This is a genomic window from Duganella sp. GW821-FHT07G03 (genome assembly GCF_059418605.1).
Map to the genome: position 1 here is coordinate 1 of NZ_JBWKQE010000044.1, position 15,930 is coordinate 15,930.

Annotated in this window: 16 protein-coding genes; 12 read left to right on the forward strand and 4 right to left on the reverse strand. The window is 66.7% G+C overall.

All coding sequences use genetic code 11. The annotated features are described in order from the left end of the window. Positions 1-5: 5 nt before the first annotated feature. The 4 genes from AC07OK_RS30235 to AC07OK_RS30250 all read right to left on the reverse strand — a co-directional run bounded on the left by AC07OK_RS30235 (position 6) and on the right by AC07OK_RS30250 (position 3,912). Positions 6-383 carry a hypothetical protein gene (locus AC07OK_RS30235; protein WP_494693746.1) on the reverse strand — a complete coding sequence of 126 codons (378 nt, stop codon included), beginning with the start codon at positions 381-383 and terminating at the stop codon, positions 6-8. Further along, positions 380-2,212 (reverse strand): pilus (MSHA type) biogenesis protein MshL, encoded by a 1,833-nt coding sequence (mshL, locus tag AC07OK_RS30240; protein ID WP_494693747.1) that lies wholly within the window; start codon positions 2,210-2,212, stop codon positions 380-382. The genes AC07OK_RS30235 and mshL overlap by 4 nt, the downstream gene beginning before the upstream one ends. 63 nt (positions 2,213-2,275) lie before the next feature. Beyond that, entirely contained in the window at positions 2,276-3,193 is a 918-nt protein-coding gene (locus tag AC07OK_RS30245) for an ExeA family protein (RefSeq protein WP_494693748.1), read from the reverse strand. 2 nt (positions 3,194-3,195) lie between these two features. Continuing rightward, positions 3,196-3,912, reverse strand: coding sequence for an ABC transporter ATP-binding protein (locus AC07OK_RS30250; protein WP_494693749.1), 717 nt, complete (start codon positions 3,910-3,912; stop codon positions 3,196-3,198). 164 nt (positions 3,913-4,076) lie between these two features. Between AC07OK_RS30250 and AC07OK_RS30255 the strand changes: the two genes are divergently transcribed. The 12 genes from AC07OK_RS30255 to AC07OK_RS30310 form a co-directional block, all read left to right on the forward strand. Beyond that, positions 4,077-5,783 carry a GspE/PulE family protein gene (locus AC07OK_RS30255; RefSeq protein ID WP_494693750.1) on the forward strand — a complete coding sequence of 569 codons (1,707 nt, stop codon included), beginning with the start codon at positions 4,077-4,079 and terminating at the stop codon, positions 5,781-5,783. A 1-nt stretch (position 5,784) separates the two neighbouring features. Then, positions 5,785-7,020 carry a type II secretion system F family protein gene (locus AC07OK_RS30260; protein WP_494693751.1) on the forward strand — a complete coding sequence of 412 codons (1,236 nt, stop codon included), beginning with the start codon at positions 5,785-5,787 and terminating at the stop codon, positions 7,018-7,020. Then, positions 7,020-7,556 carry a type II secretion system protein gene (locus tag AC07OK_RS30265; RefSeq protein WP_494693752.1) on the forward strand — a complete coding sequence of 179 codons (537 nt, stop codon included), beginning with the start codon at positions 7,020-7,022 and terminating at the stop codon, positions 7,554-7,556. The genes AC07OK_RS30260 and AC07OK_RS30265 overlap by 1 nt, the downstream gene beginning before the upstream one ends. Positions 7,557-7,624: 68 nt before the next feature. Then, positions 7,625-8,077: a prepilin-type N-terminal cleavage/methylation domain-containing protein gene (locus AC07OK_RS30270; RefSeq protein WP_494693753.1), complete on the forward strand. Its 453-nt coding sequence runs from the start codon at positions 7,625-7,627 to the stop codon at positions 8,075-8,077. 33 nt (positions 8,078-8,110) lie between these two features. Further along, positions 8,111-8,659 carry a pilus assembly FimT family protein gene (locus AC07OK_RS30275; RefSeq protein ID WP_494693754.1) on the forward strand — a complete coding sequence of 183 codons (549 nt, stop codon included), beginning with the start codon at positions 8,111-8,113 and terminating at the stop codon, positions 8,657-8,659. Continuing rightward, positions 8,649-9,230 (forward strand): hypothetical protein, encoded by a 582-nt coding sequence (locus AC07OK_RS30280; RefSeq protein WP_494693755.1) that lies wholly within the window; start codon positions 8,649-8,651, stop codon positions 9,228-9,230. Before AC07OK_RS30275 ends, AC07OK_RS30280 begins: the two co-directional genes overlap by 11 nt. Next, positions 9,227-10,066, forward strand: a complete 840-nt coding sequence (locus AC07OK_RS30285; RefSeq protein ID WP_494693756.1) for a prepilin-type N-terminal cleavage/methylation domain-containing protein — start codon at positions 9,227-9,229, stop codon at positions 10,064-10,066. The genes AC07OK_RS30280 and AC07OK_RS30285 overlap by 4 nt, the downstream gene beginning before the upstream one ends. Further along, positions 10,063-10,497 (forward strand): agglutinin biogenesis protein MshP, encoded by a 435-nt coding sequence (locus AC07OK_RS30290; RefSeq protein WP_494693757.1) that lies wholly within the window; start codon positions 10,063-10,065, stop codon positions 10,495-10,497. The genes AC07OK_RS30285 and AC07OK_RS30290 overlap by 4 nt, the downstream gene beginning before the upstream one ends. Positions 10,498-10,507: 10 nt before the next feature. Further along, a complete protein-coding gene (locus AC07OK_RS30295; RefSeq protein ID WP_494693758.1) occupies positions 10,508-13,687 on the forward strand; it encodes a DUF6701 domain-containing protein in 3,180 nt (1,059 codons plus the stop codon). Between the two features lie 148 nt (positions 13,688-13,835). Next, positions 13,836-14,774: an agglutinin biogenesis protein MshI gene (locus AC07OK_RS30300; protein ID WP_494693759.1), complete on the forward strand. Its 939-nt coding sequence runs from the start codon at positions 13,836-13,838 to the stop codon at positions 14,772-14,774. After that, a complete protein-coding gene (locus tag AC07OK_RS30305; protein ID WP_494693760.1) occupies positions 14,771-15,436 on the forward strand; it encodes an MSHA biogenesis protein MshI in 666 nt (221 codons plus the stop codon). Before AC07OK_RS30300 ends, AC07OK_RS30305 begins: the two co-directional genes overlap by 4 nt. Beyond that, the coding region (locus AC07OK_RS30310) for a type II secretion system protein M (RefSeq protein ID WP_494693761.1) at positions 15,433-15,930 on the forward strand (498 nt) is incomplete at its 3' end. The genes AC07OK_RS30305 and AC07OK_RS30310, both read left to right, overlap by 4 nt.

Consider the following 15,930-nt stretch of genomic DNA (forward strand, 5'->3'; position numbering starts at 1 on the left):
GAGATCTACACTCGAATGGAATCGTCGGCAGCGTCAGATGTGGAGAAGAGACAGGGCCGCGGGGCCGCCGCGGCCGGGTCGGGCGCCAGGTCCAGCGTCAGTCCGGCCGGCTGGTGGTCGCTGGGCGCGGGCAGCGGATCGGGCGTCGGACGCGCTTCCAGGCTGGCGGCCGGCGCCAGCGGCGCCATCGGCTCCAGGCTCAGGCCGGCCAGCGGATCGGGGTTGGGCTGCGGCGCCGGCGCCTGCGCGGCGGCCTGCGCCGCGTCCGGCGTCAGCGCCAGGATGGCGTCGAACGCCGCCGACGGCTTGTCGACGTCGTCCTCGCTGGCCGAACCTTGTTTGGCGCGTTCGGCCTTCTTGAGCGCCTGCATTAGTAGACTCATGATCCATTCGCCTTGGCGTGGGGGACGGAAGCCGGGGCCGGCACCGGGTAGGGCGCCTGGTCGGGCACTTCGCCCGGCAACATGTAGCGGTAGTCCTTGTAGTCGCCGTTGACGCTGGCGTCCTTGACCACCACCGGCCGCATGAAGATCACCAGCTCGGTCTTGGTGGCGGTCTCGTTGCGGTGGGCGAACAGGTTGCCCAGCAGCGGCACGCTGCTCAGGCCCGGCATGCCGTCCCTGGCGTTGTCGACCGAGTCCTGCATCAGGCCGCCCATGACGGCGATCTGGCCGCTCGACACCTTCATCAGCGATTCCAGCTCGCGCGCCTGGATCACCGGCACCTGGCTCTCGACCTTGGCGTCGGCCAGCGCCGGATTGGGGTCCTTGACGTAGCCGACGATGCGGGTGATGGTCGGGCGCACGTTGAGCGTGACTTCGTCGCTGTCGGAAATCTGCGGCGTCACGCTCATGACGAAGCCCACCGGCACCGTCTCCAGGTGCGACTCGTAGGTGGCCTGCGAGATCGGCGTGCCGTTCTGGCCCAGCACCGCCGGCGTCACCTTGATCGAGAAGAAGACGTTGTTGTCGACCACCTTGAGCAGCGCGGTCTGGTTGTTGAGCACGCTGATCTTGGGGCTGGACAGCACTTTGACCTTGCCGAACGATTCGAGCAGCTCGATGGTCGCGGCGATATTGCCCAGGCGGCTGGTCGGGTTGGTGTAGTTCAGCAGGAACACGCCGGGATTGGTGGCGGTGGGGATGGTGACCTGGCCCAGCGCGCCCTGGTTGAGCTTGAGGCCGCCCTTGGCCAGCGATTGCCAGTTGATGCCCTGCTGGTACTGGTCGCTCAGCCGCACTTCGATGATGGTGGCCTCGATCAGCACCTGGCGCTTGGCGGCGCCCAGCACGATGTCGAGGAATTCGCGGATCTTGGCATGCTGGCGGCCGCTCGCGCGCACGGCGATCAGGCCGCCCTCGGCGTTGACGATGACCGATGAGCCGTTCTTGGCGCTGGCCGGGCGCGCGCCGAAGGCGCCGGCGTCGACCGCCGCCGCCAGGCCGTTGGGCTGCGGCGTCGCGGCCGCCGGCGCGCCCAGCGGGTCGACCGGGTTGTCGGCCAGGTTGGAGGCGCGCAGCATGTCGCGGATGTTTTTTTCCAGGCTGTACCAGAAATTATTGTCGGAACGGTTGTTGACCACGGTGGTCGAATTGTTGCTGCCGTTGCCGTTGGCGCCGTTGTTGGCCGGCGCCGAGGTCGGGTTCTGCGGCTGGCCGCCGGCGCCGCCGGTCGCGGCCACCGGATTGGAGGCGACGCCGCTGCTGCCGCCGCCGCCGGTGGTCGAGATCTGGGTGGCGATGTTGACGCTGCTGCTGGTGCTGCGCGCGATGTTGACGTAGTCGACCTTGTAGTTGCGCCATTCCGGCGTGTCCGGCAACACCGTCAAGGTGCCGCCGTTGATTTCGTAGCGCAGGTCGACCTGGCGCTGGATGCGGTTCAGCAGCTGCGGCAAGGTCTGGTCGAGCGCGTTGAGCGTGACGCTGCCCTCGATGCCGGGGTGGATGTCGATGTTCAGGCCGGCGTCGCGCGCCAGCGCGAACAGCAGCGACTGCACCGGCACCTTGTGCACGGTCACGCTATAGGTTTCGACCTTGGCGGCGGCGGCCGGCGGCGGCAGCGCCGCGCTCTGCTGCACGGGTTCGGGGATGGAGCCGGTGGCGCGTGGCGCTTCCGTGACGTGGGTCGGCGAGATGGGCAGGGTGTGGGTCGCGCACGCGCTCAGCAACACGCTGCACACCATGGGGACGATGGGGGAGGCGAGTTTTTTCATTATTTCTTTCCGGCCCAGGGGGAATGCAGGATGTTGTGTATTTGCAATATGGACACCATGATCTTACAAATTCGGTGCCACCGCAAGGATGGCGCCGTAAATTGCCCAAATTAGCAGGGCCGCGAGGGCCCCCACAGCAACAGCGTGCAAAGGGAAAGTCTGGCGCCAGCCGCGCCGGCGGAAGGCCGATTCGCGGATCGCCTGGCGCGCATGGTGGGCGCTGACGGTGGTGGCGTCGGCCGCGTAGGCCGCCAGCAGGGCCTTGTCGGCCAGGATGTTGATGCGGCGGACGATGCCTTCGGAGCGTTCGGCGATCAGCTTGGCGGCGGCCGGGCTGAACACGGTGGGACCGTCGTGGCCGGCCGCGCGCAGGCGGAAGGCGAGGAACTCGCCGACCAGCGCCGGCGCCAGCGCCGGCACCTCGAAGCTGTGGGTGATGCGTTCTTTTAACTGGCGCATGCTGGCCAGGGCCAGGTGCTGATCGAGCTCCGGCTGGCCGAACAGCACGATTTGCAGCAGCTTGCTGCGCGCCGTCTCCAGGTTGGTCAGCAGGCGGATCGCTTCGAGCGTGTCGAGCGGCATGGCCTGCGCTTCCTCGACCAGCAGCAGCACCTGCCGGCCCTGGCCGTGGCGGGCGATCAGGTCGGCCTGCAGCCGGCGCTGGACCTGGTCGACGCGCAAGCCGTGGCCGTCGATGCCCAGTTCGGCGGCGATGGCGTACTGCACTTCCTGCGGGTCGAGGTTGGGATTGACCAGGTAGATCACGTCCACATGGGGCGGCAGCTGGCGCTCCAGCATGCGGCACAACATGGTCTTGCCGGCACCCACCTCGCCGGTCACCTTGACGATGCCTTCGCCGTGGCAGACCGCATACAGCAAGGCCTGCAGGATTTCGCCGCGGGTATTGCCGGCGTAGAAAAAGGCTGGATTGGGCGTGATGCCGAACGGCGATTCGCGCAGGCCGAAGTGGGATTGGTACATGCTCAGGCGATGCAAGCCAGGAAGGCTTGCTCCAGGTTGGCCGCGCCGTAGCGGCTGCGGCATTCGGCCGGCGAGCCGGCAAAGCGGATGCGGCCTTCGTGCAGGATGGCCATGCGGTCGCACAGCTCGTCGACGTCGGCCAGCATGTGCGAGGTCAAGAACAAGGTGCAGCCGGCCTGGTGCAGATGGCGCAGCTGTTGTTTGAGCAGCGCCCGCGCTTTCGGGTCGAGCCCGCTCATCGGCTCGTCCAGCACGTACAGCGGCTTGCGCGCCAGCAGGCAGGCGGCCAGGCCGAGCTTTTGCGTCATGCCTTTGGAATAGGCGCGCACCGTGCGTTTGAGCGCGTCCGGGTCCAGGTCCAGCGCGGCCAGCATGGCGCGCACGGCGGCCGGGTCGTAGGCCAGGCCTTGCAAGGTCAGCAGGTAGCGGATGAAATCGGCGCCGGTCAGGTAGTAGGGCGGGCTGAAGCGTTCCGGCAGGAAGCCCAGCGGCTGGCGGCTGGACGGCCGCTGGTGCGGCTGGCCGAAGATGTCGATGGCGCCGCCGTCGAGCGCGCAGAAATCCAGCAGGCACTTGATCAGGCTGGTCTTGCCGGCGCCGTTCACGCCCACCAGGCCGAAGCATTCGCCCGCTTGCAGTTCCAGGTCCACGCCCTGCAGCACGCTGGCCTGGCCATAGCGTTTGACGACTTGCTGGAAGCGCAGGGCAGGAACGGTCATGGAAGCTGGTGGCTTTGCTATGTACTATGGACTGGGAAACGAACGACACTGTAGCGCATTCGTGCGAAGAAAGCGACACCCTGTCGCCCGGAGTCTCGCAAGCGGCGGATTCTGCACTAGAATGGCCGCAAGCCGGCAGGCGGCGCAGATCACAGGGAGCGGGAATGGCAAGGCCAGAGAAAGTGCGGCTCGGGGAAATTTTGGTGCAGCAAAAACTGCTGTCGGAGGAACAGCTGGGCCTGGCGCTGGCCGAGCAAAAGCGCAGCGGACGCAAGCTGGGCCGCGTGTTCATCGAGAACGGCTATGTCACCGAGGAACAGATCGCCGGCGCGCTGGCGCGCCAGCTCAACATCCCCTACCTGAACCTGAAGTTCTTCAACGTCAATCCCGAGATCGTCCGTCTGCTGCCGGAAACCCAGGCCCGCCGCTTCCGCGCGCTGGTGCTGGAGGACCGCCGCGGCGCGCTGCTGGTCGGCATGTCCGATCCGACCGACCTGTTCGCCTACGACGAGATCGTGCGCATCGTCAAGCAGCCGATCGAGCTGGCGGTGGTCAACGAGACCGAGGTGCTGGCCGTGATCGACCGCATCTACCGCCGCACCGAGGACATCTCCGACCTGGCGCGCGAGCTGGAGCAGGACCTCGGCGACGCCTCGGTCGACTTCGGCGCGCTGGCGGCGGCCAACGCCAACCTGGAAGAGGCGCCCATCGTCAAGCTGCTGCAATCGGTGTTCGACGACGCCAGCCAGGTGCGCGCCTCGGACATCCACATCGAGCCGCAGGAAGGCCGGCTGCAGATCCGCTTCCGCATCGACGGCGTGCTGCACCTGCAGACCGAGGCCGACATCAAGATCGCGCCGTCGCTGGCGCTGCGCCTGAAGCTGATGTCCGACCTCGACATCTCGGAAAAACGGCTGCCGCAGGACGGCCGCTTCGCCGTGCGCGTGAAGAACCAGCGCATCGACGTGCGCATCTCGACCATGCCGACCCAGTACGGCGAATCGGTGGTGATGCGCCTGCTCAGCCAGAGCAACACCCAGCTGCGGCTGGACGCGATCGGCATGCCCAAGGCCATCCTGGACAAGTTCCGCGCCATCGTCCAACGGCCCAACGGCCTGGTGCTGGTGACCGGGCCGACCGGCAGCGGCAAGACCACCACGCTGTATTGCGCGCTGGCCGAGCTCAATTCGGTGGAGAAAAAGCTGATCACGGTGGAAGACCCGGTCGAGTACCGGCTGCCCGGCATCAACCAGGTGCAGGTCAACGACAAGATCGAGCTGAGCTTCGCGCGCGTGCTGCGTTCGGCGTTGCGGCAAGACCCGGACATCGTGCTGGTGGGCGAGATGCGCGACCAGGAAACGGCCCAGATCGGTTTGCGCGCCGCCATGACCGGACACTTGGTATTATCGACTTTGCACACCAACGACGCGGCCAGCACGCCGCTGCGCCTGATGGACATGGGCGTGCCGCGCTACATGGTGGGTAGTTCGCTGCAAGCGGTGCTGGCGCAGCGGCTGGTGCGGGTGATCTGCGAAAGCTGCACCACGCCGTACGAGCTGACGCCGCCCGAACACGAGTGGCTGCGCATGGAGTTGCACGACAAGGTGGACAAGGCGCGCTACTTCCATGGCAAGGGTTGTTCGCATTGCAATGGCATGGGTTATCGCGGCCGTACCGGTGTGTACGAGCTGCTGGAGATGACGCGCGACGTGGTCGATGCCGCCAACGACCCCGATCCCTCGCATTTCCTGCGCACGGCGGCGGCGCAGATGGCGGGCGATACCCTGCGCCGGCATGCGGTGGCGCTGGTGATCCAGGGCCGCACCACGGTGGCCGAGGCGATGCGCATCAGTAACCAGACGGAGGAGTGACGTGCCGTTCTATGCCTACAAGGCGCGCGGCGCGCGCGGAGAGTTGATGCAGGGCGTGCTGGAGGCGGCCGACAGCAACGCCGTGGCCAACCACCTGAGCGGCGCCGGCGCCATTCCGGTCGAGATCGCGCTGACCAACAAGGCCGCCACCGGCACCGCCGGCGGCGAGGCCTGGTGGGTCAAGCTGTTCGAGAAAAAGGTGACGTCGATGGATGTGCAGTTGTTCAGCCGCCAGATGTACACGCTGCTCAAGTCCGGCGTGCCCATCATGCGCGGCCTGGCCGGTTTGCAGGAATCGGCGATCAGCAAGGCCTTCGGCAAGGTGCTCAAGGACCTGCGCGAATCGCTCGACGCCGGCCGCGAGCTGTCGGCGGCGATGCGGCGCCATCCCGCCGTGTTCAACGATTTCTACCTGTCGATGGTGCGGGTGGGCGAGATGACCGGCCGCCTGGAGGAAGTGTTTCTGCGCTTGTTCGACCACCTGGAGTTCGACCGCGAAATGCGCGCCCGCGTCAAGAGCGCCACCCGCTATCCGATCTTCGTCATCGTCGCCATGGTCATCGCGATGGTGATCGTCAACATCTTCGTGATCCCGCAGTTCGTCAAGGTGTTCGAGAGCTTCCATGCCCAATTGCCGCTGATGACGCGCCTGCTGATCGGCAGTTCCCGCTTCACCGTCGACTACTGGCCGCAGCTGCTGGTGGCCGCCGGCGGCGCGGTGTTCGGCTTCCGCTACTGGGTCAACACCAGCGCCGGCCGCTTCCAGTGGGACCGCCACAAGCTGAAATTCCCCATCGCCGGCAAGATCATCCACAAAGCCACGATGGCGCGCTTTGCCCGCAGCTTCTCGCTGTCGAGCCGCAGCGGCGTGCCCATCGTGCAGGCCTTGACGGTGGTGTCGCAGACGGTCGACAACGCCTACCTGTGCTCGCGCGTCGAGCAGATGCGCGACGGCGTCGAGCGCGGCGACAGCATCCTGCGTACCTCGACGGCGGCCAAGGTGTTCACGCCGGTGGTGCTGCAGATGATCGCGGTCGGCGAGGAGTCCGGTTCGCTGGATGACCTGATGGACGAGATCGCCCAGATGTACGAGCGCGAGGTCGACTACGAGCTCAAGACGCTGGCCGCGCAAATCGAGCCCATTTTGATCACCTTCCTCGGTGCGCTGGTGCTGGTGCTGGCGCTGGGCATCTTTGTGCCGATCTGGGACCTGGGCAAAGTGGCCTTGCCGCACTGATGGCGCGCCAGGCATTCAGTAGTGTTGTGCGGCCACAACGGCGGCGGGCTGCGGGCTTCACGCTGTTCGAGTTCGCCGTGGTGGCCTGCATTTTCGGCCTGTTGATGATGGTGGCGCTGGAGCGGGTGGCGTACTACCGCCGCGCCGGCGACGAGGCGGGCGTGCAGGCCTTGGTGATCAATCTGCGCAGCGCCCTGTACGGCAAGGTGGTGACGTTGCAGGCGCAGGGCAGGGACCGGGACATCGCGGCGCTGGCCGGCGCCAATCCGGTGGCCTGGCTGGAGCGCGCGCCGGACAATTACGCCGGCGAATTGAGGCCGGACGCGGCCAAAAGTGTTAAAGCTGGCAACTGGTATTTTGATCTGCAGCAACAAAAGCTGATATTCGTGAGGAGCGCGCAAGAGAATTTGTTAAATGGTGCCTCAAAGAACATTTGTTTCAAGGTAGAATTGCTGAGCTTGCCCTCAAAAAACGCCAACGCAGGGCGCCCGCCGGGGAATGAAACCGGTATCGCGCTAAATGAAGTCGCTCAATAGTTGCCGCTGCCGCTATCCGTCGCAGTCTGGCGTTGATGATTATTTCTTAGTCAGGTCTGGAGTTTCATATGCAAACCAAACAAGCACGCCTCATCCGTTCCCGACCACAGCAGGGCGGCTTTACGCTGATCGAGCTGATCGTCGTGATCGTGATCCTGGGCATCCTGGCCGCCACCGCGCTGCCGAAGTTCGCCGGCCTGGGCGCCGACGCCCGCACCGCCAAGCTCAACTCGGCACGCGCGGCCATCCTGAGCGCCGCCGATATGTACCATGGCCGCTGGCTGGCCGCCGGTTCGCCTACTACCGGGACCACGGTATTCGACGGCAACGTCACGGTCGACAATACCACCGGCTATCCGGCGGTTTCCAGCATGACGAACGCCCTCACACTGACCGACTTCGACATGACCGACGCCGCCACTGGCGTGTTCCGCAGCGATCTCGGCCACGCCACCTGCACCGTCACGTACGCCGCGACCTCGGCTGGCGCCACCGCGACGGTCGTCAGCACCGGCTGCTGATACAGCGTTCATGACCGGCCGGAGATGGGCGTGATGGGTCCGGCGCCACGGCGCCGCGTCCGGTCCCCGGGGCCGGCTGGCTTCACCTTGGTCGAGCTGGTCGTCATCATCGTGGTGATCGGCATCCTGGGCGCGATCGCCGCGCCGCGCTTCTTCGACCGCAAGGGCTTCGATGCGCGCGCCTACACCGACCAGCTGCGCGCGCTGCTGCGTTACGGCCAGAAGATCGCCATTGCCCAGAGCCGCAACGTCTACGTGCGCCTGAACGGCGCCAGCGTTGCGCTGTGCTACGACGCCGCCTGCACCACCCGCGTTACGGCGGCTGGCGGCGCCAACAGCGGCGCCAGCGTGACGCTCAATAACTGCAACAACCTGGGCACCTGGGCCTGCGAGGGCGTGCCTGGCGGACTGGCGCTGTCCAGCGCCCTGACTTTCTATTTCGATCCCACCGGCCAGCCCTTCGCGGCGACCAATATACCGCCCACGCTGACCTCGACCTTTGCCAACCTGGTGTTGACTGTCAGCGGCGACGGCGGCCCGCACAGTGTGACCGTGACGGCGGTGACCGGCTATGTCTTTTAAGCTCAACGCGCGCGCCCAGGCGGGCCTGAGCCTGGTGGAGCTGGTGATGTTCATCGTGATCGTCGGCATCGCCGTGGTCAGCGTGCTGCAGGTGCTGGGCATGGGCGCGCGTTCCAGTCCCGACCCGATGCGCCGCAAGCAGGCGCTGGCCATTGCCGAGAGCTTGATGGAGGAAGTGCGGCTGGCCCGCTTCACGTTTTGCGACGGCAGCGATCCGCTGGCCGAGGATCCGGCCACGGACAGCCCCGCCAAATGCGGGATCCCGGAAGGCGTGGGCCCGGAGGCCGGCAATACCCGCCCCTACGACAACGTCAACGATTACGTGAACGCCTTCGGCGTGCCGCTGGCTTACACCAAGGACGCCACCGGCAACGATCTCCCCGCCGGCTACGCGGCCACGGTAACCATCGTCCCGGACAACACCCTCGGTCCAGCCGGCGCCCAGATTCCATCCGATGCATCGGCGGCCAATATGAGCGTGCTGCGCATCACCGTAACAGTCAGCTACAGCGGCGGCGACAACGTGGTGCTGGACAGCTACCGCACGCGCTATGCGCCGAGGTCGCCATGAACGGGATGCGCAGCGCGCGCGGTTTCACGCTGGTCGAAGCCGTCATCGTCATGGTCGTCACCGGCATCCTGGCCGGCATGGTGGCGGTGTTCCTCAAGACGCCGGTGCAGAACTACGTCGACACGGCGGCGCGCGTTGACATGACCGACGTCGCCGACCTGACGCTGCGCCGCATGACGCGCGAGCTGCGGCTGGCGCTGCCCAACTCGGTGCTGGTGTCGGCCGACCGCCGCACCCTGCAATTCCAGCTGACCAAAACCGGCGGACGCTATATCGACGTTGGCGATTCGCCGCCGGCCTCGCTGCTGCCGCTCGACTTCAGCCCGGCCGCCAGCCTGCAATTCGACATGGCCGGCGCCGCCCCCAGCGGCCGCCAGCAAATCCTGCCCAACGACTGGATCGTGGTGTACAACGTCGGCGTGGCGCCGGCCGACGCCCGTACCTTTGGCAATGCCGCGCGCGTCACCGCGGTTGCCGGCACCCGCATCACGCTGGCCAGCAATCCCTTCGCGACGGCGTCGCCGACGATGCCGTCGCCGAACTACCGCTTCCAGGTCGTCAGCGGCACCGTCACCTATGTCTGCGTGCCGGCGGCGGGCGGTGGCGGCACGCTGACGCGCAGTTTCACCAACCAGATCATCGACTTGAACGGGTTGGGGGCGCCGCCGTTTGGCGCGCCGGCCTTGCTGGCCAATCTGGTATCGAGTTGCGGTTTCGATTACACGGTGCTGGCCAATACCAACGCGGCATTGGTCAGCGTGTCGTTGGCGCTGGCGCGCAGCAACGGCGAGAGCATCAACCTGGTGCGCCAGGTTCACGTGGATAACACACCATGAAGACCCACCGCAGCGCGCCCCGCCGCACCACCGGCGTTTCCATCGTCACCGCGCTGTTCCTGGTGGTGGTACTGTCGGCGCTGGCCGTGGCCATGATGACGCTGACCACCACCCAGCACACCAGTTCGGCATTGGACTTGCTGGGCGCGCGCGCCTACGAGGCGGCCCGCTCCGGCGCCGAGTACGGCCTGTACCAGCAACAGATCAACAGCAGTTGCGTGGCCAGCCGCAGCTTCGCGCCAGGCGGGACCTTGTCGGCCTTTACCGTTACTGTGCAGTGCACCGTCAACCCCACGCCGGGCATGGGCGCCAGCATGAACCGGATCGTCGTCACGGCCACCGCCTGCAACCAGCCGGCCGGCGGCCAGTGTCCGAATGCCGCCACGACCAGCGCCGACTATGTCGAGCGCACGGTCACGGTGCAGTTCTGAGGAGGCGAACATGCAAGCGACCATCCATTTTCTGAACCCCGCGCCGCGCTGGCTGGCCTGTGTGCTGGCGCTGCTGTGCGGCCTGGCCGGCGGACTGGCGCGCGCCGATGCGCCGATCACGCTGTTCAAGAGCTTTGCCGGCAACGTCAGCTTCACCGGCGCCCAGACCACCCTGCGCGCCAAGGATAACGACACCGATCCCTGCGCCCTCAAAAACGGCCAGCAGCACCTGCACCTGACCGACGTGCCGCACGGCGCCACCGTCCTCAGCGCCCAGCTGTATTGGGCCGGCTCCGCTTCGATACCGGACTACGACGTGAGCTTCGACGGCGACCCCGTGTCGGCGCCCAGCAACCGCCGCTACACCTCGGCCACGGTGGGCTATGACTTCTTTGCCGGCGCGGTGGACGTGACCGCGCAGGTGGTGGCCAAGGGCAACGGCGTCTACAAGATCGACGACCTGACCATCAACAGCGGCAGTCCCTACTGCGCGGTGCAGGGCGTGTTGGGCGGCTTCCAGCTGCTGGTGGTGTACTCGGATCCGAGCGAGACGTTCCGGGTGCTCAACGTCTACGAAGGCTTCCAGTACATCCGCAATTCGGCGGTGACGCTGACGCTGGCCAACTTCAAGATCCCCACGCCGATCGGCGGCCTGACCGGCAAGATCGGCCACATCACGTGGGAGGGCGACGCCACGCTGTCGGGCGGCGGCGAAAACCTGCTCTTCAACGGTGTCGAGATGGTCGATGCGCTCAATCCGTCCGGCAACCAGTTCAACTCGGTGTCCAATATCGACGGCGATACCAAGTCCTATGGCATCGATTTCGACGCCTACACCGTCGCGTCGCCGACCATCAAGGCCGGCCAGACCTCGGCCCGCAGCGATTACCAGTCCGGCCAGGACCTGGTGCTGTTGAACGCCGAGGTGATCGCCGCGCCCAATGTGCCGGCGGCCGACCGCGCCGTCTCGATGACCTTGCAGACGCCGTTGCAGCCTTCGCAGGTCAGCAACTACATCATCAGCGTCAGCAACAACGGACCGCTGACCGAGGGCGGCCCGACCACGGTGGTCGATGTGCTGCCGGCGGCGCTGATCTTCTCCAGCGCCAGCGGCACCGGCTGGAATTGCAGCATGAACGGACAGACGCTGACCTGCAGCTACAGCGGCGCGATGGCGGCCGGCGTCACGCTGCCGCCGATCACGCTGCGGGTGACCACGGCGGCCGCGGCCAGCGGCGTGGTGAACAACAGCGCCACCGTCAGCGGCCAACTGTTCGATTACTACGACGGCAATGACACCTCGACTGTCAGTTCGCTGGTGGGGGCGGCGGCGTTCACGCCTAGCTATATGTTCACCGAGGCGGCGAACTCGCAGCGGCCGGTCACCGACGGCCAGTGCGTGAACGGACTGCCGTTCGGCGATCCGGGCCAGACCTGCAAGCTGGTCAACTTCACCGGCACCACCAACCTGGCCAATAAGGACATGCCGATGTACCTGACCTTCGTGGTCTCGGGCGTGCCGACCGCGCTGGCCAACGCCGACAGCACCATCAAGATCAAGTACGCACTGTCCTGCTACGATCCGGTCCAGGACGCCGGCGTACGCGCCACCTTCGGCATGGTCGGCGGCGCCACCGTCACGCTGCCGCTGTGCGCGCGTTCCGGCGCGCAGCCGGCGCAGAACTCGTCCACCTGGACCGCGCTCAATGACGTGGTCATGGTCGGCGGCATGGCCAGCTCGAGCAGCCAGTACAACTTCCATTACGCCGACGTGGGCCGCATCGAATTCCTGGTCAGCGACAATACCGCTCGCCTCGGCACCAGCGGTCCGTTTGTCGAACGCCCGGAGCGACTGGTGCTGATCGCACCGTCCAGCAACCATGCCAGCTTCCCGGCTTCGCTCAGCGATCCCCAGTTCCTCACCGCCGGCACCGCGTTCCCGCTGACGGTCAGCGCGCTGATGTACAACGGCGTGCCGGCGCCCAACTTTGGCAAGGAAAGTACGCCGGTCGTGGTCAGGCTGGCCGTGTTGGCTGCCAAGGACCAGCTCGGCAACCGCTTGGCCGATATGCTTTTCGACGGGCAGGGCGCCCCGAGGAATCCCGAGGCGGAACTGGTGTTGAATGGCAGCCTGGGCGCCTTCAGCGGCGGCAGCGCCACCGGTAACGCGTTTTCTTATGCCGATGTCGGGGAGTTGGAAATCACGCCGCTGATCTCTGCGACTGATCCTTCCACCGGCAACTATATCAAGGGCAGCTATCTCAATACCGGCGACGTGGATTCGGTGCCGGTCAACGTCGGCCGCTTCGTGCCGGACCATTTCAACACCGCGATCGCCACGCCGCCCATGGCCTGCGATCCGGCCGGCATGACGTGCCCGGTCACCGTCGGCATGGCGTATTCGGGGCAGCCGTTCAATCTGACCGTCACCGCGATGAACTTGCAGGAGCAGCCTACCGTCAACTACCGCGGCGCGCTGGCCCGCGCGGTGGCGCTGTCGGCCTGGTCGGCGGCGGGCAGCATCGCCACCGCCAATCCGCCGGCCAGTCCGTCCGGCGCGGCGATCAGCGCCAACGGCATCGCCGCCAGCAGCTTCGCCGCCACCACGCCAGGGGTGGCCAGTGCTTTGCCGGTTTACACGTTGCCACGGCCGTTTGTGGCGAGCGCGCCCTACGCCAACAACTGGGTGACGCCGACACTGGTGTACCTGCGCGCCACCGAGACCGGCTCACCCAACGACGGCGTCAGCTCGCTGCGTAGCGGGGCGGTTGAAGCGGGTATTTCGGTGGTGTCCGGCCGCCTGTTGGTGCCGAACGCCTACGGTTCATCCAGCCTGGCGGTGGCGCTGGCCTTGGGGGCGCAGTACTACGGCCAGAGCACCGTCGGCGGAGCCAGCGTGCTGGCCTGGCGCTACAACACCAGCGACAGCGTGACCACGTTGACGCCGGCAACCAGCTTCCAATTCGCCAGCTGCCTGCTGGCCTGCCCGACGCTGGCCCCCAATTCGCCGGCGTTATTGACGATGCGGTCCGGCGCCGCCACCGCCGCGCTGAAGGCCGGCAGCACCACCGGCAAGAGCGGCGCCAACGTCACCGTCATCAACGGGCCGGCCTGGCTGCCGACCAGCCAGGGTCGGGTCACCTTCGGTGTTTACCGCAGCCCGGTGATTTTCTTGCGGGAAGTGTATTGAATCCGCGTCACTTTATTTGGGTTCCGTGCAATAAGAGGGCAAACTGGAGGCAAGGCCGGAAATTGGCGCGGTTGTGCAATGAAACTTGAATATAATCAACGATGTGCGGCGATCATTGAATCTCGTGCTTAATCATTTGAGACAATCGATGCGTTTATTTGGAAAAGCGGAGAAGAAGAACGGCTGGCTGGCCATCGGCCTGACGGCGGACGGCGTGCAGGCGGCGGCGATCGAGCGCCGCACCGGTGGTTTGCCGCGCGTGCTGCTGGCCGCATCCTACCCCGGCCAGGCCGACCAGGCCGGCGCCAGCCTGGCGCGCCTGGGCAAGGAATTGCAGGCCGGCCGCTATCGCTGCACCACGCTGCTGGGCGCGGGCGGCTACCAGTTGCTGATGGTCGAGGCGCCCAATGTGCCGGAGGCGGAAATGAAAACCGCGCTGGGCTGGCGCGTCAAGGACATGATCGATTTCCCGCTCGAACAAGCCACCCTCGACATGGCGATGGTGCCGCAAGCCACCGGCTCCAACCATGCGCGCCAGGCGTTCGCGGTGGCGGCCCGCAACAGTGTGCTGCAGCCCTATCAGCAGCTGTTCGCCGACAACAAGATCGCGCTGTCGGCCATCGACATCGGCGAGATGGCGCAGCGGAATATCTCGGCGCTGCTGGAACCGGAAGGGCGCGGCCTGGCGCTGCTGGCCTTCGACGCCGACGGCGGCCTGCTGACGGTCAGCTATCAAGCCGAACTCTACCTGGCGCGCCGCATCGACATCACGCTGAACCAGCTGCTCGATCCCGATCCGGACCGCGTGCAGCATCTGCACGACCGCATCACGCTCGAACTGCAACGTTCGCTGGACCACTTCGAGCGGCAGTTCTCGACCATCGCCGTGGCCAAGCTGATGCTGGCGCCGGTGGGCGAGGGCGCCTTGCGCGCCTACCTGGCCAGCAATCTCTACCTGCCGGTGGAACAGCTGGACCTGGCGAGCGTGCTGGACCTGGAACAGGCGCCGCTGTTGCAAGATCCGGCGCAGCAGGCCGGCTTCCTGCGCACCCTGGGCGCGGCCTTGCGCGAGCAGGTGAGCGCATGAGTCAGCAAATCAATCTGTTCAACGCTGGCAGCCAGCGCAAGACCAACTATGCCGGCACGCCGGTGCTGGTGGCCGGCCTCGGCGTGCTGGCGCTGGTGTTGACCGCTGCGTCGCTGATGGCCAAGAGCGAGACGGCGGCGTTGGAGAGCGAGGCCGCCACGGTCAAGGCCGGGCTGGACCGCGGCGAAGCGCGCAGGACCGCCGCCACCGCCGCCTTCGTGGCGCCGCGCAAGAGCGAAGCATTGCAACAGGAACTGGACCAGGCCGGCGCGCAATACCGCAATTTGCAACAGGTGGCCGCGATCCTGGAGCAGGGACAACCGGGCGCGACGCGCGGCTATTCGGCTTACTTCCGCGCCTTCGCGCGGCGCGGCGTGGAAGGCCTGTGGCTGACCGGCGTGACCATCCAGGGCGGCGGCGACGCGATCGGCTTGCAGGGGCGGGCGCTCAAGGCCAGCCTGCTGCCGGGCTACCTGAACGGCCTGGCCAGCGAGGCTGTATTGCGCGGCAAGAGCTTCGGCCAGCTGGAAATGAATGAACCCAAGCCTGCCGCTGAGGCCGTCGTGGCCGGGGCCGCGTCGGCGCCGGTGGCGCCGCGTTATGTGGAATTCAGCCTGCAGTCGGCCGCCGCCGGCGAACGCGGCAAGGTGGAGCATCCATGAAAGCCTATTGGATCAGATTCGATACCTGGCTGATGGCGCTGAACCAGCGCGAGCGCCTGATGGTGGTGGGCGCCACGGCGGCGATGCTGGCCTACCTGGTGTTCCAGCTGGTGCTCGACCCGGCCTACACGCGCCAGCGCGCGCTGCGCGCCGCCATGCAGCAGCAGCGGGTGCAGATCAGCGGCATCGATTCCGAACTGGCGCAGCTCGATGCGGCCTCGCGCCGCGACCCCGACCGCGAAGTGCGCGAGCGGCTGGCCGCGTTGCAGCAGCAAAGCGCCGAGTTGCGCGGCAAGCTGCGCGGCGCGCAAAAAGGACTGGTCGCGCCGGACCGCATGGGCGCGCTGCTGCAGCAAATGGTCCAAGGCCACGGCAAGCTGCGCCTGGTGTCCCTGAAGACGCTGCCGCCGCAAGGCACGGTGGACGGCACCTTCGCCGCGCTGGATGCACTGGAACCGGCGCCGGCGCCGGCGCCGGCGCGGCCGGGGGCCGCG